Source organism: Paucibacter soli, from assembly GCF_037482845.1.
In the GTDB taxonomy this organism is placed as follows: Bacteria; Pseudomonadota; Gammaproteobacteria; order Burkholderiales; family Burkholderiaceae_C; genus Paucibacter_B; species Paucibacter_B soli.
In genome coordinates, this window is the sequence record NZ_JBBHJW010000003.1 from 33,328 (window position 1) to 53,386 (window position 20,059).

The 20,059-nt window shown below is 71.0% G+C and carries 18 protein-coding genes; 16 read left to right on the forward strand and 2 right to left on the reverse strand.

The genetic code is table 11. The features are described 5' to 3' along the window. Position 1: 1 nt before the first annotated feature. From WG898_RS08255 to WG898_RS08330, 16 genes are all read left to right on the forward strand, one after another. Positions 2–1,006 carry a FecCD family ABC transporter permease gene (locus WG898_RS08255; RefSeq protein ID WP_444718924.1) on the forward strand — a complete coding sequence of 335 codons (1,005 nt, stop codon included), beginning with the start codon at positions 2–4 and terminating at the stop codon, positions 1,004–1,006. After that, positions 1,003–1,851 carry an ABC transporter ATP-binding protein gene (locus WG898_RS08260; RefSeq protein ID WP_339602297.1) on the forward strand — a complete coding sequence of 283 codons (849 nt, stop codon included), beginning with the start codon at positions 1,003–1,005 and terminating at the stop codon, positions 1,849–1,851. Before WG898_RS08255 ends, WG898_RS08260 begins: the two co-directional genes overlap by 4 nt. Further along, complete coding sequence (locus tag WG898_RS08265) at positions 1,848–3,143, forward strand: cobyrinic acid a,c-diamide synthase CobB (protein ID WP_339602298.1); 1,296 nt, start codon at positions 1,848–1,850, stop codon at positions 3,141–3,143. The genes WG898_RS08260 and WG898_RS08265 overlap by 4 nt, the downstream gene beginning before the upstream one ends. Continuing rightward, positions 3,140–3,604 (forward strand): MotA/TolQ/ExbB proton channel family protein, encoded by a 465-nt coding sequence (locus WG898_RS08270; protein WP_339602299.1) that lies wholly within the window; start codon positions 3,140–3,142, stop codon positions 3,602–3,604. The genes WG898_RS08265 and WG898_RS08270 overlap by 4 nt, the downstream gene beginning before the upstream one ends. Further along, the gene (locus WG898_RS08275; RefSeq protein ID WP_339602300.1) at positions 3,601–3,918 is read left to right on the forward strand and encodes a DUF2149 domain-containing protein; all 318 of its coding nucleotides are present in this window, start codon (positions 3,601–3,603) and stop codon (positions 3,916–3,918) included. The genes WG898_RS08270 and WG898_RS08275 overlap by 4 nt, the downstream gene beginning before the upstream one ends. After that, positions 3,918–7,898: a cobaltochelatase subunit CobN gene (cobN, locus tag WG898_RS08280; RefSeq protein ID WP_339602301.1), complete on the forward strand. Its 3,981-nt coding sequence runs from the start codon at positions 3,918–3,920 to the stop codon at positions 7,896–7,898. The genes WG898_RS08275 and cobN overlap by 1 nt, the downstream gene beginning before the upstream one ends. Next, on the forward strand, positions 7,895–9,970 hold the full coding sequence (locus WG898_RS08285; RefSeq protein WP_339602302.1) for a TonB-dependent receptor: 2,076 nt from the start codon (positions 7,895–7,897) through the stop codon (positions 9,968–9,970). Before cobN ends, WG898_RS08285 begins: the two co-directional genes overlap by 4 nt. A 14-nt stretch (positions 9,971–9,984) precedes the next feature. Next, positions 9,985–10,554: a cob(I)yrinic acid a,c-diamide adenosyltransferase gene (gene cobO / locus WG898_RS08290; protein ID WP_339602303.1), complete on the forward strand. Its 570-nt coding sequence runs from the start codon at positions 9,985–9,987 to the stop codon at positions 10,552–10,554. Further along, the gene (gene cbiB / locus WG898_RS08295; RefSeq protein WP_339602304.1) at positions 10,554–11,501 is read left to right on the forward strand and encodes an adenosylcobinamide-phosphate synthase CbiB; all 948 of its coding nucleotides are present in this window, start codon (positions 10,554–10,556) and stop codon (positions 11,499–11,501) included. Before cobO ends, cbiB begins: the two co-directional genes overlap by 1 nt. Beyond that, positions 11,501–12,517: an aminotransferase class I/II-fold pyridoxal phosphate-dependent enzyme gene (locus WG898_RS08300; RefSeq protein WP_339602305.1), complete on the forward strand. Its 1,017-nt coding sequence runs from the start codon at positions 11,501–11,503 to the stop codon at positions 12,515–12,517. The genes cbiB and WG898_RS08300 overlap by 1 nt, the downstream gene beginning before the upstream one ends. Further along, the gene (locus tag WG898_RS08305) at positions 12,514–13,965 is read left to right on the forward strand and encodes a cobyric acid synthase (protein ID WP_339602306.1); all 1,452 of its coding nucleotides are present in this window, start codon (positions 12,514–12,516) and stop codon (positions 13,963–13,965) included. Before WG898_RS08300 ends, WG898_RS08305 begins: the two co-directional genes overlap by 4 nt. Next, positions 13,962–14,999, forward strand: a complete 1,038-nt coding sequence (gene cobT, locus WG898_RS08310) for a nicotinate-nucleotide--dimethylbenzimidazole phosphoribosyltransferase (protein WP_339602307.1) — start codon at positions 13,962–13,964, stop codon at positions 14,997–14,999. The genes WG898_RS08305 and cobT overlap by 4 nt, the downstream gene beginning before the upstream one ends. Positions 15,000–15,114: 115 nt before the next feature. Next, positions 15,115–16,662: a DUF3369 domain-containing protein gene (locus tag WG898_RS08315; RefSeq protein WP_339602308.1), complete on the forward strand. Its 1,548-nt coding sequence runs from the start codon at positions 15,115–15,117 to the stop codon at positions 16,660–16,662. A 10-nt stretch (positions 16,663–16,672) separates the two neighbouring features. Continuing rightward, positions 16,673–17,506, forward strand: a complete 834-nt coding sequence (locus WG898_RS08320) for a sensor histidine kinase (RefSeq protein ID WP_339602309.1) — start codon at positions 16,673–16,675, stop codon at positions 17,504–17,506. A gap of 27 nt (positions 17,507–17,533) precedes the next feature. Continuing rightward, complete coding sequence (locus WG898_RS08325; RefSeq protein ID WP_339602310.1) at positions 17,534–18,319, forward strand: adenosylcobinamide-GDP ribazoletransferase; 786 nt, start codon at positions 17,534–17,536, stop codon at positions 18,317–18,319. After that, positions 18,309–18,845 carry a histidine phosphatase family protein gene (locus WG898_RS08330; RefSeq protein WP_339602311.1) on the forward strand — a complete coding sequence of 179 codons (537 nt, stop codon included), beginning with the start codon at positions 18,309–18,311 and terminating at the stop codon, positions 18,843–18,845. The genes WG898_RS08325 and WG898_RS08330 overlap by 11 nt, the downstream gene beginning before the upstream one ends. A gap of 6 nt (positions 18,846–18,851) precedes the next feature. Here the strand turns inward: WG898_RS08330 and WG898_RS08335 are convergent, their stop codons facing one another. Both WG898_RS08335 and WG898_RS08340 read right to left on the reverse strand, forming a co-directional pair. Beyond that, positions 18,852–19,805 carry an MBL fold metallo-hydrolase gene (locus WG898_RS08335; protein WP_339602312.1) on the reverse strand — a complete coding sequence of 318 codons (954 nt, stop codon included), beginning with the start codon at positions 19,803–19,805 and terminating at the stop codon, positions 18,852–18,854. Then, the gene (locus WG898_RS08340; RefSeq protein WP_339602313.1) at positions 19,802–20,056 is read right to left on the reverse strand and encodes a YfhL family 4Fe-4S dicluster ferredoxin; all 255 of its coding nucleotides are present in this window, start codon (positions 20,054–20,056) and stop codon (positions 19,802–19,804) included. The genes WG898_RS08335 and WG898_RS08340 overlap by 4 nt, the downstream gene beginning before the upstream one ends. Positions 20,057–20,059: the final 3 nt, after the last annotated feature.

The window sequence follows — 20,059 nt, forward strand, 5'->3', positions numbered from 1 at the left end:
CATGAAGCTTTCGCACCACCTGCCGGCCTGGCCACTGCTGGCCGGCCTGCTGCTGGCCAGCACGGCCATGCTGCTGCTGGGCGTGGCCGTCGGCAGCACCGGCTTCGCACTCGGCTGGGACCTGGGCGACGCCATGCACAACCAGATCCTCTGGCAGATCCGTCTGCCGCGCTCGGCCGGCGCCTGGCTGGCGGGCGCCCTGCTGGGCCTGTCGGGGGCCATCACCCAGGGCCTGTTCCGCAACCCGCTGGCCGATCCCTATCTGCTCGGCAGCGCCGCCGGGGCACGCCTGGGCGTGGCCCTGAGCATGACGGTGCTGGGTGGCTCGCCCGCCGGCATGCAATGGCTGGAGCGCCTGGGCCTGACCGGCGCGGCCTTTCTGGGCACCCTGGGCGGGGTGAGCCTGGCGCTGGCGATGGCGCGCGGCCTCGAGCACACCTTGCGCCTGCTGCTGGCGGGCGTCGTGGTGGGCGTGGTGCTGGGCGCCATCACCGAGCTGATCACCCTGGCCGACCCCGACATCCTGCGCACCATGCAGGCCTTTGTGCTGGGCACCACCAGCTTCCTGGGCTGGCCCAGCATTGCGCTGATGAGCGCGGTGCTGCTGCTGAGCCTGGCCGTGGCCCTGGGCGGCAGCCAGGCGCTGGACGCGCTGACCCTGGGCGAGGCCACGGCGCAGTCGCTGGGCGTGCGCCTGAGCCTGGTGCGCCTGCTGCTGATCCTCGCCTTCGCGCTGGCCACCGGCACCGCGGTGGCGCAGACCGGCATGATCGCCTTCGTCGGGCTGGTGGCACCGCATCTGGTGCGCAGCCTGAGCCAGGGCTCGCACCGCCAGCTGCTGCTGCTGTCGGCCTGCGCCGGCGGCCTGCTGCTGCTCAGCGCGGACATCCTGTCGCGCTGGATGCTTGCGCCGCAGGAACTGCCGGTGGGCGTGATCACCGCCATCCTCGGCGGTGGCTATCTGCTGCGCCTGATGCACAAGCGCAAGCAAGGGAGGTCGGCATGAGCCGCGTTGCCGTCGACATCGCCCTGGCCTGCCAGGACCTCAGCGTCAGCCTGCAGGGTCAGCCGGTGCTGCATCGCCTGGACCTGGCACTGGAACAGGGCCGCTGGACCGCGATCGTCGGGCCCAACGGCGCCGGCAAATCCACCCTGCTGCGCGCCCTGGCCGGGCTGATTCCCTGCCAGGGCAGGGTGCAGCTGCTGCAGCGCCCCTTCGGCGACTGGCCACGCAAGCGGCGCGCCCAGACCCTGGCCTGGCTGGGCCAGAACGAAAGCAGTGGCGACGAGCTCAGCGCCCACGACGTCGTCATGCTCGGCCGGCTGCCGCATCGCGCCTGGCTCACCCCGCCCAACGCCGCCGACCACGCCGCGGTACAGGCGGCGATGCAACAGACACAGTGCTGGGACTGGCGCATGCGCAGCCTGGGCCAGCTCTCCGGCGGCGAGCGCCAACGCGTGCTGCTGGCGCGCGCGCTGGCGGTGCAGGCCCAGGTGCTGCTGATGGACGAGCCCCTGGCCCATCTGGACCCGCCGCACCAATCCGACTGGCTGGCCCTGGTGCGCGAACTGGCGGGCGCCGGCGTGGCGGTGGTCAGTGTGCTGCACGAGCTCAATGTGGCGCTGCAGGCCGACAGCCTGGTGATCATGCAAACCGGCCGCGTGCTCTGCCACGGCAGCCCGGCGCAAGCCGAGACGCGGCGCGCCCTGCAGCAGGTGTTCGACGACCGTCTGCATCTGCTGGAGGTGCAGGGCCAGTGGCTGGCCCTGCCGAGCTCGCCGGCTGCTGTAGCCAGGCCGGCGCATGAGCCCAGCGCCCAGGTGCTGCCGCTGCGCCGGGACTGGCCATGAGCAAGAAAGACTGCCCCGCCCTGCTGATCAGCGCCCCCGCCTCGGGCCAGGGCAAGACCAGCGTCACCGCCGCGATCGCGCGCGCCCATGCGCGCCGCGGCCTGCAGGTGCGCGTCTTCAAGACCGGCCCCGACTACCTGGACCCCATGGTGCTGGCCCGCGCCAGCGGCCAGGCGGTCTACCAGCTGGATCTCTTCATGGGCGGGCTGGCGCATTGCCGGCAGCTGCTGGCCGAGGCCGCCGCGAGCGCCGACCTGATCCTGGTCGAGGGCGTGATGGGCTTGTTCGACGGCAAGCCCAGCAGCGCCGACCTCGCCGCCGCCTTCGGCCTGCCGGTGCTGGCGGTGATCGACGCCTCGGCCATGGCACAGACCTTTGCCGCCCTGGCGACCGGCCTGCAGCGTTATCGCGATGACATTCAACTCTGCGGCGTGGTGGCCAACCGCGTCGGCAGCGCCGCCCATGGCGCCATGGTGGCCGAGGGCCTGCCGCCCAGTCTGCCCCTGGTGGCCGCAATCCCGCGCCAGCAAGACCTGACCCTGCCCGAACGCCATCTGGGCCTGGTGCAGGCGCTGGAGCTGCCGGGGCTGGATGCGCAGCTCGATGCCTGGGCCGATGCCTGGGAGGCCGGCCTCTTGAAGGACTTCGAGTTCGCGCCCGTCGAATTCGGCAGCCCGGCCAGCGAAACCCTGCCGCCGCTGCTGGCCGGACGCCGCATCGCGGTGGCGCAGGACGCCTGCTTTTCCTTCATCTACCCGGCCAATCTCGATTGCCTGCGCGCGCTCGGTGCCGAGCTGCAATGCTTCTCGCCGCTGGCCGGCGCGCCCCTGCCCGACTGCGATGCGCTCTGGCTGCCGGGCGGCTACCCCGAGCTGCATGCCGCTGCCTTGCAGGCCCAGCCCGGCTTCTTCGCCAGCCTCAGGCAACACCTGGCCCTGGGCCGGCCGCTGCTGGCCGAATGCGGCGGCATGCTCTGCTTGCTCGACCAACTGGTCGATGCCGATGGCCATGTGCACGCCATGGCTGGCCTGATGCCCGGCCGTGCCCAGATGCAAACGCGCCTGGCGGCGCTGGGCCTGCAGACGCTGGACTGGCCCGAAGGCAGGCTGCGCGGCCACAGTTTTCACTACTCGACCATGAGCACCGCCCTGCCCGCCATCGCCCAGGCCAGCAATCCCAATGGCGGCCGCTGCGCCGAAGCCCTGTATGCGCAGGGCAGCCTGCGGGCCAGCTACATACACCACTACTTCCCCTCCAACCACGAGGCCATCGCCGCCTTCTTCTGCTCATGATGATCGAACAAGGTTTCGCCCAGATCGCCCAGGCCCTGCTGTGGCCGGTACTGACCCTCGTCGGCCTCGGCTTCGTCTATGCGCTGTGGTGCGCGGGCGCCCTGCTCACCGAGGCGCTGCAGCGCTGGCGCCAGCCGGCCTACCAGGCGCTGCGCTACCACGCCGACATGCCCATCGAGCAGGTCGAGCTGCAGCTGGTGCGCCAGCTCGAGCCGCTGCGCCTCTTGGGCCGCGTCAGCCCGCTCCTGGGCCTGATCGCCACCATGGTGCCGCTGGGCCCGGCCTTGCAGAGCGTGGCCGCGGGCCAGGGCCAGCAGGCGCTGGCGGTGTTCAGCGGTGCCTTTGCCGGCGTGGTGCTGGCCCTGGCCGCCGCCGCCATCGGCCTGGTGGCCTATTCGGTGCGCCGCCGCTGGCTTATGGCCGAGCTCGTGGCGCTGCGCAGCGCGCGTGGTCTGGCATGAAGCACCTCAGCATCCTCGCCGAGGAAGACGACGACCCCATGCTCTCGGCCGTCAACCTGGTGGACGTGTTCCTGGTGCTGGTGGTGGCCCTGCTCACCGCCGTGGCCCTGCAGCAGCAACAGGAGCAGGCCGACCAGACCGTCATCAAGCGCGCCGGCGAACCCGATATGGAGATCGTCGTGCGCAAGGACGGCAAAGAGATCCGCTACAAGGGCAATGGCGGCAGCAGCGAGGGTCAGGGCGTGCGTGCCGGCGTGGCCTACAAGCTCAAGGACGGCAACATCATCTATGTGCCCGAGGGGGCGAAACCGTGATGCGAGCCTGGCTGCTCGCCTTGCTGTGCCTGATCGCTGCCCCGGCCTGGGCCGCCAAGCCCGGCCTGCTGTGGATCACCATGGAGCTGACGCCGGCGGCGCGCCATGGCCTGGTCGAGCGCGAGGCCGCCGCGGCCGGCTTTGCGCTGCAGGCGCTGGACTATCCCCTGCGCGGCGCTGCCAGCCTGGACGCGGCCCAGGCGCGCACGCTGGAGCAAGCGCTGGCGCGGGCCCAGATGGTGTGGATAGACGCGCCGCATGCAAGCCTGCAGGCGCGCCTGCAGGGCCTGCTGGGCGAGGCGCTCAAGCGCCAGCCGGCGGCCAAGCCGGTGCTGTGGATCACGCCGGGCGAGCCGGCCGCCGGCGAACGCTCGCTGCGCGCCTATCTGCAGGCCGGCGGCGTGGCCAACACCCGCCATGCCTTCACGCTGGCGCGCGCGCAACTGGCGGGTCAGGCCGCGCCGGCCCTGCCCGCCCCCCACATCCTGCCGCAACGCGGCCTCTATCTGCCCGGCGCGCCGGCGCTGATGGCCAACGCGGCCGAGCTGGCCGCCTGGGCGCGCGCACGCGGCGACCAGCGCCCCGCCGTGGCCCTGCTGCTGCACCGCCACCATTTCGTGCATGGCGCCACCGGCTGGATCGACGCCTGGCTGCAGCGCTTCGAGGCGCGCGGCCTGCTGGCCTATGCGGTGTTCAGCTCGCACCTGGCGAGCGATTCGCTGGCCGGCCTGATGGAAGCCAGCCCCGGCCGCCTGCATGCGCGCGTGATCGTCAACCATGCGCTGCTGCCCCAGGGCGGCGGCCTGCAGCCCTTGTTTGAACGCTGGGGCGCGCCGCTCTTGCAGACCCTGCCCGAACGCAAGGGCGATCTGGCCGCCTGGGAGGCCAGCGAGACCGGCCTGGCCCAGAGCGACCTGCCCTTCTACCTGGCCCAGCCCGAGGCGGCCGGCGCCATCGACCCGCTGCTGGTGGTGGCGCAAAGCGGGCGCGAGCCGGCGCTGATCGCGCGCCAGGCCGATGCGGTGGCGGCCAAGGCCGCGCGCCTGGTCGCGCTGCAGGACAAGCCGGTGGCCGACAAACGCCTGGTCGCCTTCGTCTACAACTACCCCAGCGGCGGCGACCATTTCGGCGCCAGCTTTCTGAACGTGCCGCGCAGCCTGGAAGCCAGCTCGCAGGGCCTGCTGCGCGCCGGCTACCGCGTCGAGCCGCTGGCCGAGGCCGAGTGGATCGCCGAACTCAAGCCGCTGATCGCCGCCTACTACCCCGGCGCCGACCTGCGTGCCCTCTTGCGGCGCAATCAGGCCGCGGCCCTGCCGCTGGCCGACTACATCGCCTGGTTCAACAAGAGCCTGCCGGCCGCGCTGCAGCAGCGCATCAAGGCGCGCTGGGGCGAGCCGGCCAGCAGCCGCTATGTGCTCGATACCGGCAGCGAGCGTGTGTTCGTGATCCCGCGCCTGCAGCGCGGCAGCCTGAGCGTGCTGCCCCAGCCGCCGCGCGAGGAGACCCTGCACCAGGGCCAGGACCCCTTCATGCACAAGAGCAAGACCCCGCTCTCGCACCATTACCTGGCCACCTATCTATGGGCCAGGCAGAACGCCGACGCGCTGATCCACTTCGGCACCCATGGCACGCAGGAATGGGCGCCCGGCAAGCTGCGCGCGCTGGACGTCAACGACGAGGCCCTGCTGCCGCTGGGCGAGCTGCCCGTGGTCTACCCCTATATCGTCGACAACCTGGGCGAGGCCCTCACCGCCAAGCGCCGCGGCCGCGCCCTGATGGTGAGCCATCGCACGCCCAGCTTTGCGCCGGCCGGCTTCAATGCCCGCATGGCGCTGATGCACGAGCTGATGCACGAGTGGGAGACGGTGGACGCCGGTCCGACGCGCCAGGCCCTGGAACGCCAGATGCTGGGCCAGTTCGTCGATCACCAGCTGCACCGCGACCTGGGCTGGAGCGCCGAGCAGATCGCCGCCAACTTCAGCGGCTTCCTGGAGCTGCTCCACCCCTGGCTGGACCGGCTGGCGCAAAGCTCGCAGCCCAAGGGCCTGGCGGTGTTCGGCCAGCTGCCCGACGCAGCGGCGCGCCGCGGCACGATTTTGCAGATGCTGCGCCAGCCCTTGATAGACGCGCTGGGCGAAGACATCGACGAGGCCTTTCTGATCAACCATGAAAGCGTGGCCGGTTCGCGCCCGGCACGCTGGCTGGACGTAGCGCTGAAGGATGCCGAGGCCGCCTCGCGTCTGGACCTTAGACCCCCTGAACCGGATGGTCATGTACCCAACCGCGCCGCCCGCAAGCCCATAGACACGCCGGCCCTGCTGACGCTGGCGCTGCGCGCCCAGGAGCTGGAAAAACGCCTCGCCACCGAGGGCGAGCTGCCCGGCCTGCTGGCGGGGCTGCAGGGTCAGTTCTTGCCCGCGGCCTATGGTGGCGACCCGCTGCGCAACCCCGACAGCCTGCCCACCGGCCGCAATCTCACCGGCCTGGACCCCAACCGCCTGCCCACCAAGCAGGCCTGGGAGGTGGCCCGCCGCCTGTTCGATACCTGGTATGCCGAGCAGGGCAAGGCCGGCCGCGCGCCGCAGCGCCTGGCGCTCTCGCTATGGGCCGGCGAAACCCTGCGCCACCAGGGCCTGATGGAGGCCCAGGCGCTGGCCGCCCTGGGCGTGCAGCCGCTGTGGGACGAGAGCGGCCGGCCCAGCGGCGTCAAGCTGCTGCCGCTGGACGAGCTGAAGCGCCCGCGCGTCGATGTGCTGCTGTCCATCACCGGCTCCTACCGCGACCAGTTCCCCGCCCTGATGAGCCTGCTGGACCAGGCCGTGGCCGCCGCGGCCGCTGCCGAGGGCGGCGCCAACGCGATCGCGCGCAACAACGCCAGCGTGGCCACGGCGCTGCGCCGCCAGGGCCTGGCCCGGGCCGAGGCCGAGGCGCTGGCGCAGGCGCGCGTGTTCGGCAACGCCGCCGGCGACTATGGCACCGGCGTCTCCGACGCGGTGCAGGCCGGCGACCTCAAGGCCGAGGACCAGCGCCTGGGCCGCATGTTCCTGCAGCGCATGAGCCAGCCCTATGTGAACGGCGAGCCGCTGCGGCTCTCGCGCCCGGCCGTGGCCGAAAAAGCCCTGGGCGCCCACCTGGTGCAGACCGATGCGGCGCTGATGTCGCGCAGCTCGCACCTCTACGCCATGCTCAGCTCCGACGATCCCTTCCAGTACCTGGGTGGCCTGGCCGCCGCCGCCAAGGCCGCCGGCAAGCCGGGGGCGATCACCCTGCATGTCAGCCAGCTGCAGGATGCCAGCGAGCTGCAGACCGAGAGCGTAGCCAAGAGCCTGGCGCTGGAAATGCAGGGCCGCTACCTGCACCCGGGCTGGCTCAAGGCCCAGCAGGCTGAAGGCTGGGCCGGCACCCTGCAGGTGCTGAAGGCGGTGCAATACGCCTTCGGCTGGCAGGCCGTCGCGCCCGACACGGTCAGGCCCGACCATTGGCAAAGCCTCTACGACAACCTGGTGCGCGACAGGCAGGGCCTGGGCCTGCCGGCCTGGCTGCGGCAGAACAGCCAGGCCTATGCGCAGGCGCTGGAACGCATGGTGCAGGCCCAGCGCCTGGGCTATTGGCAGCCCGACGCCGCCACCCGCAGCGAGCTGGCGGCCCTCTATCAAGACCTGACCCGCGCCGCGCCGCTGCACCAGGAACTGGCCGCGGTGCGGCAATGGAGCGCCGAGCAGCTGCAGCAGGCCGTCGCGCCGCGCGCGCGCGCCCAGCCCGCCACGCCGTCCGCCACCGCCGCAGCCGCAGCAGCAGCACCGCCCAGCCAGCGCGGCCTGCTGCTGCAACAGCAGCCGCCCAGGCAAGACCCGACCCCGCCGCTGGCCGCCCAGCTCGGCCAGGCCCTGGCCTGGGTGCTGATGGGCCTCTTGATGAGCCTGGGCGCGGCCTGGCAGGCGCTGCGCAAGCCCGCGAAACCACTCTCCGCAACCGCATGAAGACGAAGAAGAAGAACACCGCCATCGCCGGCCCGCTTGCCCTGCTGCTCGCCGGCACCGCCTGGGGCCAGCAGCCGCCCGAGCGCCTGGACACCGTGCAGGTGCAGGGCCGCGCCAGCCTGGGCACGGCCGAGAGCGCCTCCGAGGGCGAGATCAAGGCCGAGCGCCTGGTCAACCGGCCGCTGCTGCGCCCGGCCGAACTGCTGGAGTCCATGCCCGGCATGATCGTGACCCAGCACAGCGGCGACGGCAAGGCCAACCAGTACTTTCTGCGCGGCTTCAACCTCGACCATGGCAGCGACTTCGCCACCCAGGTGCTGGGCATGCCGGTCAATACCGCCAGCCATGCCCATGGCCAGGGCTATATGGACCTGAACTTCCTGATCCCCGAGCTGGTGTCCAGCCTGCAGTACCGCAAGGGCAGCTACGCCGCCGAGGACGGCGACTTCGCCACCACCGGCACCGCGCGCGTGCAGTATCTGCGCCGGCTCGACGCCCCCTTTGCCGAGGCCACGCTGGGCCCGCATGGCTACGGCCGCGCGCTCGCCGCCGGCAGCACCGTGCTGGGCGAGGGCTGGAGCCTGCTCGGCGCGCTGGAGGGCAGCCGCTATGACGGGCCCTGGGAGCAGCCCGAGCAGCTCAGGCGCGACAACGCCGTGCTGCGCCTGGCGCAGGGCGATGCCGACACGGGCCTGGCCCTGACCCTGATGGGCTACCGCGCCCATTGGCGCGCCAGCGAGCATGTGCCCGAGCGCGCCATCAGCAGCGGCGAGATCGGCCGCTTCGGCAGCCTGATCGCCAACGACGGCGGTGTCACGCACCGCCACAGCGCCTCGCTGGAATGGGCACGCACGAACGGCCAGCAGGAGCTGCGCGCCAGCGCCTATGTCATCGACTACGGCCTGAACCTGTTCTCCGGCCCCTCGGGCTTCATCAAGGGCCCCGCGGGCGACCAGCACGAGCAGGCCGACCGGCGCCGCATCTGGGGCGGCCAGTTCAAGCACGGCCTGGCCAGCCCACAGCTGAAGACCGAGTTCGGCTGGGGCCTGCAGTGGCGGCACGACCAGGTCGGACTGCTGGGCCTCTACGACACGGTGGACCGCCAGCGCATGCACCTGGTGCGCGAGGATGCGGTGCGCCAGGACGCGCTGGGCCTGTTCGCCGAGGCGCGCACGCAGTGGAGCCCCTGGCTGCGCAGCAGCCTGGGCCTGCGCTGGGACCGCCTGGCCACGCGCAACCAGGCCCTGGCCGGCGCATTCAACCTGGACAACGGCGGCCAAGCCAGCCAGCGCCAGCTCAGCCCCAAGCTGGGCCTGGTGGCGCGGCTCAACCCCGACACCGAGCTCTACGCGCAATGGGGCCGGGGCTTTCGCTCCAACGATGTGCGCGGCGCCACCAGTGCCAGCAATCCCAACGACGGCAGCCCGCAGCAGCCGCTGCCGCTGCTGGCACGCACCCAGAGCCGCGAGCTGGGCCTGCGCAGCCGCATCGGCGAGGGCTGGAACAGCAGCCTGACGCTGTGGCAGGCCAGCCTCGCGAGCGAGCTGGTGTTCGTGGGCGACGAGGGCGTGACCGAGGCGCGCGGTGCCTCGCGCCGCCTCGGGCTGGAATGGTCCAACGACTGGGCGCCCGCGCCCTGGCTGCTGATCGACGCCGACATGGCCGTCTCGCGCGCCCGCTTCGTCGAGGCCGAGAACGGCGGCCGCCATGTGCCCAACGCCATCCCCTTGAACGCCTCGCTCTCGGCCAGCTTCACGCCGGCCGGGCCCTGGTCGGGCGGCCTCAAGCTGCGCTACCTGGGCGCCTATGCGCTGGAGGAAAGCGGCCGCGAAACCTCGCGCGCGCTGTGGACCGCCAACCTCAAGCTCGGCTACCGCATGAACCGCCAATGGCAGCTCAGCATGGATGTGCTGAACCTGTTCGACCGCCGTGCCAACGACATCGAGTACTGGGGCGCCGCCTGCACCCGTGCCGAGGGCGCGGCCTGCAATGCGGGCGCCGGCATAGACGGCCGCCTGATCCACCCGATGGAGCCGCGCATGCTGCGGCTTAGCCTGCGCGCCACACTCTGAGGAAAGCACAAGTCATGCAAATCGAATCTCCCCCCGTCGAGCGCGAACGCGTCATTCCGAGCGGCGAGCGCCGCGGCCTGATCCTGGTGCATACCGGCAACGGCAAGGGCAAGAGCACCGCCGCCTTCGGCCTGGCGCTGCGGGCGCACGGCCGCGGCAAGGCGGTGAAGATCTACCAGTTCATGAAGGTGCCCAGCGCACGCTTCGGCGAGCACCGCATGTTCGAGCAGCTGGGCGTGCCCATCGAGGGCCTGGGCGACGGCTTCAGCTGGAAGAGCAAGGACCTGGAGCATTCGGCGCAACTGGCCCGCGACGGCTGGGCGCGCGCCGCCGCCACCATCGCCGCGGGCGAGCATTTCCTGGTGGTGCTGGACGAGATCATGTACCCGCTGCGCTATGGCTGGCTGCCGCTCGAGCCGGTGCTGCAGGCGCTGCGCGAGCGCCCCGCCCATGTGCATGTGGTGCTGACCGGCCGCAACGCGCCCGAGGAGCTGATTGAATTGGCCGACACCGTCACCGAGATGGCCATGGTCAAGCACCACTTCAAGGCCGGCGTGCCGGCACAAAGAGGCATTGAAGACTGATGATGAGCATGGCCTGGCTGCTGCCTTCGGCGATGCTGATCGCCCTGCTGGTGGATCGCCTCTTCGGCGAGCCGCCCGCCTGGGCGCATCCGGTGGTGGGCATGGGCCGCTACCTGGGCTGCTTCTCGACGCGGCTGCCGGCCATGCCTGCGGGCGCGGCCTTCGTCGGCGGCGCGCTGGCCTGGTGCGTGGGCGCGGCCATCTGCCTGCTGCTGGCGGCGCTGCTGGAAACGGCCCTGATCCAGGCGCTGCAGCCCTGGCGCTCACCCTGGGCCCTCTGGGCCTGCGCGGCGGCGCTGGGCCTCTTGCTCAAGCCCCTGCTGGCCTGGTCCATGCTCAGCCGCGAGGTGGCGGCGGTGGAGGCGGCGCTGCAGCGCTCCCTGCCCGAGGGGCGCGAGCGCCTGGCGCGCCTGGTGAGCCGCGAAACCGCAACGCTCAGCGCCAGCGAAGTTCGGGAATCCGCGCTGGAGACCCTGTCGGAGAACCTCAACGACTCGGTGGTGGCACCGCTGTTCTGGTTTGCCATCGCCGGCCTGCCCGGCGCTGCGCTCTACCGCTTTGCCAACACGGCGGACGCCATGTGGGGCTATCGCGGCCGCTGGGAATGGGCCGGCAAATGGGCGGCGCGTGCCGACGACGCGCTCTCCTGGCTGCCCGGGCGCATCACCGCGCTGGCCCTGCTGGGCTGGCGCTGGGGGCTGCTGCCGGCGCTGGCGCGCGAGGCCGCACGCACGCCCTCGCCCAATAGCGGCTGGCCGATGGCGGCGCTGGCGCTGCGCCTGGGCCTGCGCCTGGCAAAGCCGGGCGTCTATGCGCTGAATGCCGGCGGCGCCACGCCCGCCGCGGCCGATATGGCGCGCGGGCAAGACCTGGCACGGCGCGCCATGCTCGTGGCCGCCCTGCTGATGATGCTGGGCGCCGCGGCGCTGCGCGGAGCTTGGCACTGATGGCCCAGGCGCTTCATGGCGGCAGCGATTCGGGCCCGCCCATCCGGCACGACTTCTCCAGCAATGCCAGCCCGCTGGGGCCGCCGCCGGCCCTGCTGGACGCGCTGCTGGGCGCCGACCGTGGCCGCTACCCCGACCCGCAATACCTGGCCCTGCGCGAGGCCCTGGCGGCGGCACATGGCGTGACGGCAGAGCGCGTACTGCCGACGGCGGGCGGCAGCGAGGCGATACGCCGGCTCAGCCTGGCGGCGCGGCTGGCGGGCCTGCGCGAGGTCTGGGTGCCGCGGCCCGGCTTTGGCGACTACGCAGCCGCGGCCCAGGCCCTGGGTCTGCAGGTGAGCGGCTATGCCTCGGTGGCCGAGCTGACCGCGGGCCTCCAGGGTGCGGCGCTGGTGTGGGTGTGCGAGCCCTGCAACCCCACCGGCGCCAGCCTGGATGCGCACGAGTGGACGCAATTGGGCGCGGCCCTGCGCGCCAGCGGCGCGCACCTCGCCATCGACCAGGCCTACGAGCCGCTGCGCCTGCAGGGCCAGAGCAGCCTGCCGCCCGCCCTGGCCGAGCGCGCCTGGCGCCTGCAATGTCCCAACAAGGCCCTGGGCCTGACGGGGGTGCGCGCCGGCTATTTGCTGGCGCCGGCCGAGGCGCCATGGCTGCAGGCCATGCAAGACCTGGCCCCCAGCTGGGTGCTCTCCAGCGAGGGCTGCGCGCTGCTGGGCTGTTGGCACAGCCCCGCCACCCAGGCCCATCTGCAGCGCATGCGCGCGCAAGTGCTGGACTGGCGCGCCGCGCAGCGCGAGCTGCTGGCCGACCTGGGCTGGCAGCAGCGCGCCAGCTGCTGCAATTTCTGGCTGGCGTGCCCGCCCGCGCCCCTGCCGGATCTGCGCCCGCTGGGCATCAAGCTGCGCGATGCCGCGAGCCTGGGCCTGCCCGGCTGGCTGCGCGTCTCCACCCAAGACCCCGCCGCGCAACACGCACTGCATTTGGCGCTGCGGCTCGCTCTGAAGGACTTCATATGACCGCCGTGATGGTGCTGGGCACCACCAGCAATGCCGGCAAGAGCTGGCTTGCCACCGCGCTGTGCCGCTGGTATGCGCGCCAGGGCCTCAAGGTGGCGCCCTACAAGGCACAGAACATGAGCAACAACGCCCGTGTGGTGCCCGGCTTGAACGGGGCCATGGGCGAGATCGGCAGCGCCCAGTACTTCCAGGCCCTGGCCGCGCGCCGCATACCCGAGGTGCGCATGAACCCGGTGCTGCTCAAGCCCGAGCGCGACACCGCCTCGCAGGTGATCGTGCTGGGCGAGGTGGACAGGGAGCTCACCGACATGCCCTGGCGCGAACGCAGCGAAAAGCTCTGGCTGCGCGCGCGCCCACCGCTGCACGAGCTGATGGCCGAGAACGATGTGGTGGTGATCGAGGGCGCGGGTTCGCCGGCCGAGATCAATCTGCACAGCAGCGACTACGTGAACATGCGCACCGCGCTGGAGGTGAATGCCGCCTGCCTCTTGGTGACCGACATCGACCGCGGCGGCGCCTTTGCCCATCTCTACGGCACCCACCAGCTGCTGCCCGCGCATGAACGCGCCCTGATACGCGGCTTTGTGCTGAACCGCTTCCGCGGCGATGCCGCGCTGCTCGCGCCCGGGCCCGAGCAGCTGCATGCCCTCACCGGCGTGCCGACGGTGGCGGTGCTGCCGATGTGGCGCGGCCATGGCCTGCCGGAGGAAGACGGCGTCTTTGACGACGAGGCGCGCGGCAGCGGGCTGCGGATCGCCATCGTCGCCTACCCCCGCCTGTCCAATCTGGACGAATTCCAGCCGCTGCGCAGCCTGCCCGGCGTGCGCCTGAGCTGGGCGCGCGAGCCGGCCCAGCTGGAGGGCGCGGACTGGATCATCCTGCCCGGCTCCAAGGCGGTGGCGGCCGACCTGGCCTGGCTGCGTGCGCAAAAGCTCGACCATGTCATCGCCCGCCATGCTGGCGCCGGCAAGCCGCTGCTGGGCATTTGCGGCGGCCTGCAGATGCTGGGCGAAAGCCTCTTGGACCCCTACCAGATCGACGGCAACGCGCCCGGCCTGGGCCTCTTGCCCCTGGTGACCCAGTTCGAGCGCGAGAAGCTGCTGCGACCGGCCCGGTTGCACTTCGCCGCCGACCTGCCAGCACCCTGGGCGGCGCTGCGCGAGGTCGCCGTGGAGGGCTACGAGATCCACCATGGCCGCACCGTGCAACACCCCAGCCTGGCGCCGGCGCAGGTGGCGCTGCGCGATGCCGACGGTGCGGCCGTGGGCTGGCAGCAGGGCAGCGTGCTGGGCCTCTACGCCCATGGCCTGTTCGAGCAGCCGGCCCTGCTGCGCGCCCTGTTCGGCGCCGAGGTACAGACCCTGGAGGCCGTGTTCGACGCACTGGCCGATTTCATAGACCGGCATTTCCAGGCCGGCCACTTGTTGCAATTGTTGGAGCCCCTATGAGCAATGAACTGATCCCCCCTATCCCCAGCCTTGCCGACGCGGCGCTGGCGGCGCGCCTGCAGACCCGCATCGATCAGAAGACCAAGCCGCTGGGCGCCTTGGGCCGGCTGGAAACGCTGATGCTGAGGCTGGGCCTAATCCTGGGCAGCGAGACGCCCGCGCTGCTGGAGCCGCAGCTAATGGTGTTCGCCGCTGACCATGGCCTGGCGGCGCGCGGTGTCTCGGCCTACCCCTCGGACGTGACCTGGCAGATGGTCGAGAACTTCCTCGCCGGCGGTGCCGCAGTGAGCGTGCTGGCGCGCCAGCATGGCCTGGCGCTGACGGTGGTGGACGCCGGCGTGCGCCATGAGTTCGCGCCCCGCCCCGGCCTGGTGATCGCCAAGATCGCCGCCGGCACGGCCGATGCGCTGGAGGCAGCGGCGATGTCGCCCGACCAATGCGCCACCGCCATCGCCGCCGGCAAGACCCTGCTGCGCCAGCGCCCCGGCAACGCCCTGCTGCTGGGTGAGATGGGCATAGGCAATACCTCGGCCGCGGCCCTGCTGCTGGCGCGCCTGGCCGGCCAGCCGATCGGCGCCTGCGTGGGCCGGGGGACAGGTCTTGACGACGGCCAGCTGGCGCACAAGACCGCCCTGCTGGGCCGGGTGCTGGAGCGCCACGCGCAGGCCAGCGAGCCGCTCGCCGCCCTCGCCGCCTTCGGTGGCTTCGAGATCGCGATGATGGTGGGCGCGGTGCTGCAGGCGGCCCATGAGCGCCGCGTCATCGTGGTGGACGGCTTCATCGCCAGCGCCGCGGTGCTGGTGGCGGCGCGCCTGGCGCCCGCTGTGCTGGAGCGCTGCGTGTTCTCGCATTGCTCCAACGAGAGCGGCCACCGGCTGATGCTGCAGGCCATGCAGGCCGAACCGCTGCTGGACCTGGGCCTGCGCCTGGGCGAGGGCTCAGGCGCCGCGCTGGCCTGGCCCCTGCTGGTGTCGGCCTGCCAGCTGCTCGCCGAGATGGCCAGCTTTGCCTCGGCAGGGGTCAGCCAGGCTTGAATGAGGAGGCCGGCGCGCGGCCCGAACTGGGCCGCGCCACCCTGTCAGTTCTTGCTGTTTACTTCGGCCGCTCCCTGGCCATAATCGGGCCTGGCTCTGCAAAGTGAGGCACGTAATGACCGACTTGGTGTTTGCCGATGAACTGCCCGAAGAGGCGACCACCGGCAGAGTCAAGCCCATCGATCCCTGGGTGGTGATGATCGTGGACGACGATCCCGCCGTGCACCAGGTGACGCAGCTGGTGATGGCGGATTTCGAGTTCTCGGGCCGCCGCCTGCAGTTCCTCGATGCCTACAGCGCCGCCGAGGGCCGCGAGATCCTGCAATCGCGCAGCGACATCGCGCTGATCCTGCTGGATGTGGTGATGGAGTCCGAGCATGCCGGACTGGACCTGGCGCGCTACATCCGTGAAGAACTTGGCAACAGCTATGTGCGCATCGTGCTGCGCACCGGCCAGCCCGGCCAGGCGCCGGAAGAGCATGTCATCAAGACCTATGACATCAACGACTACAAGGAAAAGACCGAGCTCACCAAGCGCAAGCTGATCACGGTGTTCTATTCGGCGCTGCGCTCCTACCGCGACATCATGATCATCGAGCAGTCGCGCCAGTCGCTGCGCCGCTCCATCGACGCGATCACGCGCGTCTACGATTCGCACAATCTGCGCCGCTTTGCCTCGGCCGTGCTGGAACAGGTGGCGCACCTGCTGGGCTATGAGGCCCAGGGCCTGTGTGCCAGCCGCATCTCGGCCTATGCGGCCTCGCATATCGAGGGCAAGTTCAAGGTGCTGGCCGCCACCTCCGAGTATTCGCGCCTGCTGGTGGACCAGGAGGTCGAGAGCCTGCCGGCCCATGTGCGCGCGGCGCTGGACCGCGCCCTGGTCGAACAGGAGAGTTATTTCGAGGAGCTCTGCTACGTCGGCTACTACCGCACAAGCTCGGGCAACGAGAGCCTGCTGTACATGGTGTTCTCGGAACCGGTGGACGCGCAGGCGCGCGAGCTGCTGGAGATCTTCTGTGCCAATGTGGCGATCACCTACGAGAGCCTGCTGCTGCGCGAGGAGATCCAGGACACCCAGCGCTCCACCGTCTACATCATCGGCGAGGCTGTGGAAAAGCGCTCCAAGGAGACCGGTGCCCATGTGCGGCGCGTCGGCGAGCTCTCGGCCCTGCTGGCCGAGGCGGTGGGCATGAGCTTGGGCGATGTGGAATTCATGCGCCAGGCCTCGCCGCTGCACGACGTGGGCAAGATAGGCATCCCCGACCGCGTGCTCAACAAGCCCGGCAAGCTCGACGCCGAGGAATGGGAGGTCATGCAGACCCATGCCCGCATCGGCTTCGAGCTGCTCAGCAAGTCCGACAAGCGCATCCTGCAGCTGGGCGCCACGATCGCCCATGAGCACCACGAGCGCTGGGACGGCCTGGGCTATCCGCGCGGCCTGGCCGGCGAGCAGATCAATGTGGCGGGCCGCATCGTCGCGCTGGCCGATGTGCTGGACGCGCTGGTCAGCAAGCGCTGCTACAAGGAAGCCTGGAATTTCGACGCGGCCCTGGACTATGTGCGCGAGCAGGCCGGCAAGCAGTTCGACCCCAAGCTGGTGCAGATGCTGCTGGACCGACTGGATCTGGTGCGCAGCATCTACGAGCGCTACCCCGACCAGTAGCGCGGCCGCCATGGACGAAGCGCCCGATCGCCCTGAGCTTGCGCGCATGCTGCAGGAGCGCGGCGAGGAGTTGCTGCTGCTGCAGGCCCGCCTGATCGAGCAGGAACGCCTGGCCGGCCTGGGCGGACTGGTGGCGGGCTTTGCGCATGAGATCAGCACACCCATAGGCGTGGCGGTAACGGCCGCATCGGGGCTGGAGGAATACGCCCTGCAGCTGCAGACGAGGCTGGGCGGCGAGCGGCTGACGCGCGCGGAACTGCAGGCCCTGGCCGCCAAGCTGGTGCAGACGGCGCGTTTCACCAACACCCATCTGCAACGCGCCTCCGACCTGCTGGGCAGCTTCCGCACCCTGGCCGAGGACTGCGGCCATGTCAAGGTGCAGGCCGTGAACCTGCCGGACTATCTGCGCAGGCTGGTGCGCGCCCATGCGCCGGCGCTCAAGACCGCGCAGGTGCAGGTGGACATCGACGCCCCCGAGCATGTGCCCGCGGTGATGGCAGTGGGCCTGCTGGCGCAGCTGGTCTCCATCCTGCTGCTGAATGCGGTCAGCCATGCCTTCGAGGGTCGGCGCGAGCGCCGCATCGCGATCCATCTGCGGGCCGAGGGCGAGCGGCTGTGCCTGCAGCTGCGCGACAACGGGCGCGGCCTCGCACCGGCACAGCGCGCCCATGTTTTCGAGCCCTTCTACACCGGCCAGCGTGGCTCGGGGGGGCGCGGCCTGGGGCTCAACATCGTGATGAATCTCTGCCAGCGCCTGGGCGGCACGGTGCGGCTGGACGAGGCACCCGGGCCCGGCCTGGGCTTTATCATCGAGCTCCCGCTGAACTCCTCCGCGCCGAGCTGACGCCCGCAGCCGCGCCACGCATGCTGCATGCACCAATTGCGCCTGTTCCTGATCGCCCTGCAGTTCTTCACACGCCTGCCTATCCCGCGCTGGGTCGGCTTCGAGCCCCAGTGGCTGCAGCAATGCGCACGCTACTTTCCGCTGGTAGGCCTGGTGGTCGGCGCGTTCTCGGCGCTGGTGCTGTACGCCGCGCAATGGGTCTGGCCCAGCAGCGTGGCGGTGGGCCTGAGCATGGCCGCCAGCGTCTGGCTCACCGGCGGCTTCCATGAGGACGGCTGGGCCGACACCTGCGACGGCCTGGGCGGCGCGGTGAGCCGCGAGCGTGCGCTGCAGATCATGAAGGACTCGCGCATCGGCAGCTACGGCGCGCTGGGCCTGATCCTGATGCTGGGCCTGAAGGCGGCCTGCCTGGTCGCGCTGGCCGATGCCTCGCCCGACGGCGTGCTGATCGCGCTGGTGTGGGCGCATATCGCCTCGCGCGCCGCCCCGGTATGGCTGATGCACGCCCTGCCCTATGCCGGAGACGCCGAGCATGCCAAGGCCAAACCCCTGGCCACCCAGATCACGGGGCCAGGTCTTGCCATCTGCCTGGGCTGGGTGCTGCTGGCCAGCCTGGGCGCGGCCTGGCTGATGCCCGAACTGGTGCCGGTGCTGGCCGGCGTGAGCGTGGCCGCGGTGGCCGCCTGCCTGTGGATGCAGAGCTGGCTGGAGCGGCGCCTGGGCGGCTACACCGGCGACAACCTCGGCGCCACCCAGCAATTGGTGGAGCTGGTCAGCCTGCTCACTTTCTTGGCCTTGTGGAATGTCTTCTGACTTGTGGATCTGGCGCCATCCCAGGCCAGAGGGCGCGGCCGGCCTGTGCGTCGGTGCGGGCAGCGATCTGCCGGTGCATTGGCGCCGCAGCAAACGCCTGGCGCGCCGCATCCAGGCCAGGGCCCGGCGCGAGCGCCTGCCGCATTTGATCTGGACCTCGCCGCTGCGCCGCTCGGCCGATGTGGGCCGCTGGCTGCGCCGCTGGGGCTGGCAGCACCGGCAGGACGCGGCCCTGCTGGAGCTGGACTTCGGCAGCTGGGAGGGCCGGCGCTGGGCCGAGATCGGCGCTGCGGCCGTGGATGCCTGGATCGCCGACTTCGCCACCCATGCGCCGGGCGGCGGCGAATCGCTGCAGGCCCTGCTGGAACGCGCGGCGGCCTGGCAGCCCACCGACAAGGCCTGCCTGGTGGTAAGCCATGGCGGCTGGATGCTGGCAAGGCGTTGGCTGCAGCAGCGGGGTCAGGTCTTGCCGAAGGCGACCGAGTGGCCGGCCGCGCCCGGCTATGGCGTCTGCTGGCAGCTCTAGCCGGACTCAGTCCTGCTCGGCCAGCGGCAGCGGAACGCGTTTGCTGCCGGCCCGCTCGGCAAGCGCATCGCGCGCATTGGCGGCGGCCAGGCCCTTGAAGTGGGCCCAGTCGCCAAAGCCTTCGGTGACGGCCTTGAGCACCTGCGCTTCGGCCTCGCTGCCGCGCAGGCCCTGGCTCCAGGCACGGTCGGCCAGCTCGCGCAAGGTCGCCAGGTAGGCGCGGAACTCGTTCACATCGGCGCTGCCGCCGACCTCGCCATGGCCGGGCACGAAACGCGTCGTCCCGGCACGGTCGCGCGTGAGGCGCTCCAAGGTCGCGACCCAGTCACCGGTGCGCGCATCCACCAGGTTGGGAATGGCGTGCCGCCAGAATAGGTCACCCGCAAACACCACCTGCGCATCCGGTACCGATACCACGGTGTCGCCGCCGGTATGCCCGGGGTAGTGGCGCAGCAGCAGCTTGCGGCCACCTAGCTGCAGCTCCAGCGCCTGCGTGTAGCTCAGCTGTGGCTCGGGCAGGGCCGCAATCAGCGCTGCCCCGGGGCTGCCGGGCTTGGCCCGCTCGCCCATCAGGCGCTGGTTCTCGCTGTGCTGCCAGCCCGCCACATGGCGCTGCGAGACGATCAGGGCCCCTTCAGCGGCCAGCACCGCATTGCCGGCCACATGGTCAATATGGTGGTGGGTGTTGACCACATAGCGCAGCGGCAGCTTGCTGAGCTTGCGCACCTCGGCCAGCAGGGCCCGCGTGGCCTCGGGGCGGTAGAAGCTGTCGACGATGGCGATCGCCTCGCTGCCGATGATGACGCCGGCATTCGCGCCCGCGCGCCCACCCTGGTCGATGGCGGCATACACGCCCGGAGCGAGTGGCTCCAGCTTGAAAGAAGCAAGGGCAGCCGGCGGCTCCTGCGCGTGAGCAAGCATGCCCACCCATGCCAGGCCCAGCAGCCAGCTTGCCTTCATGCGCTGACGGCAGTCAGCCGCAGATACTTCTGCATCAGGGTTTCGCGGCTCTCCACATGGGCCGGGTTCACCGGGATGCAGGCCACCGGGCAGAGCTGCACGCATTGCGGCTCATCGAAATGGCCCACGCATTCGGTGCATTTGTCCGGCGCGATCTGGTAGAACTCCTCGCCCATCGAGATCGCCTGGTTGGGGCATTCCGGCTCGCAGACATCGCAGTTGATGCATTCGTCGGTAATCATCAAAGCCATGGT

Coding starts and splice junctions, on each gene's coding strand:
- WG898_RS08255 (WP_444718924.1), top strand. CDS start 2: ATGAAGCTTTCGCACCACCTGCCGGCCTGGCCACTGCTGGCCGGCCTG.
- WG898_RS08260 (WP_339602297.1), top strand. CDS start 1,003: ATGAGCCGCGTTGCCGTCGACATCGCCCTGGCCTGCCAGGACCTCAGC.
- WG898_RS08265 (WP_339602298.1), top strand. CDS start 1,848: ATGAGCAAGAAAGACTGCCCCGCCCTGCTGATCAGCGCCCCCGCCTCG.
- WG898_RS08270 (WP_339602299.1), top strand. CDS start 3,140: ATGATGATCGAACAAGGTTTCGCCCAGATCGCCCAGGCCCTGCTGTGG.
- WG898_RS08275 (WP_339602300.1), top strand. CDS start 3,601: ATGAAGCACCTCAGCATCCTCGCCGAGGAAGACGACGACCCCATGCTC.
- cobN (WP_339602301.1), top strand. CDS start 3,918: ATGCGAGCCTGGCTGCTCGCCTTGCTGTGCCTGATCGCTGCCCCGGCC.
- WG898_RS08285 (WP_339602302.1), top strand. CDS start 7,895: ATGAAGACGAAGAAGAAGAACACCGCCATCGCCGGCCCGCTTGCCCTG.
- cobO (WP_339602303.1), top strand. CDS start 9,985: ATGCAAATCGAATCTCCCCCCGTCGAGCGCGAACGCGTCATTCCGAGC.
- cbiB (WP_339602304.1), top strand. CDS start 10,554: ATGATGAGCATGGCCTGGCTGCTGCCTTCGGCGATGCTGATCGCCCTG.
- WG898_RS08300 (WP_339602305.1), top strand. CDS start 11,501: ATGGCCCAGGCGCTTCATGGCGGCAGCGATTCGGGCCCGCCCATCCGG.
- WG898_RS08305 (WP_339602306.1), top strand. CDS start 12,514: ATGACCGCCGTGATGGTGCTGGGCACCACCAGCAATGCCGGCAAGAGC.
- cobT (WP_339602307.1), top strand. CDS start 13,962: ATGAGCAATGAACTGATCCCCCCTATCCCCAGCCTTGCCGACGCGGCG.
- WG898_RS08315 (WP_339602308.1), top strand. CDS start 15,115: ATGACCGACTTGGTGTTTGCCGATGAACTGCCCGAAGAGGCGACCACC.
- WG898_RS08320 (WP_339602309.1), top strand. CDS start 16,673: ATGGACGAAGCGCCCGATCGCCCTGAGCTTGCGCGCATGCTGCAGGAG.
- WG898_RS08325 (WP_339602310.1), top strand. CDS start 17,534: ATGCACCAATTGCGCCTGTTCCTGATCGCCCTGCAGTTCTTCACACGC.
- WG898_RS08330 (WP_339602311.1), top strand. CDS start 18,309: ATGTCTTCTGACTTGTGGATCTGGCGCCATCCCAGGCCAGAGGGCGCG.
- WG898_RS08335 (WP_339602312.1), bottom strand. CDS start 19,805: ATGAAGGCAAGCTGGCTGCTGGGCCTGGCATGGGTGGGCATGCTTGCT.
- WG898_RS08340 (WP_339602313.1), bottom strand. CDS start 20,056: ATGGCTTTGATGATTACCGACGAATGCATCAACTGCGATGTCTGCGAG.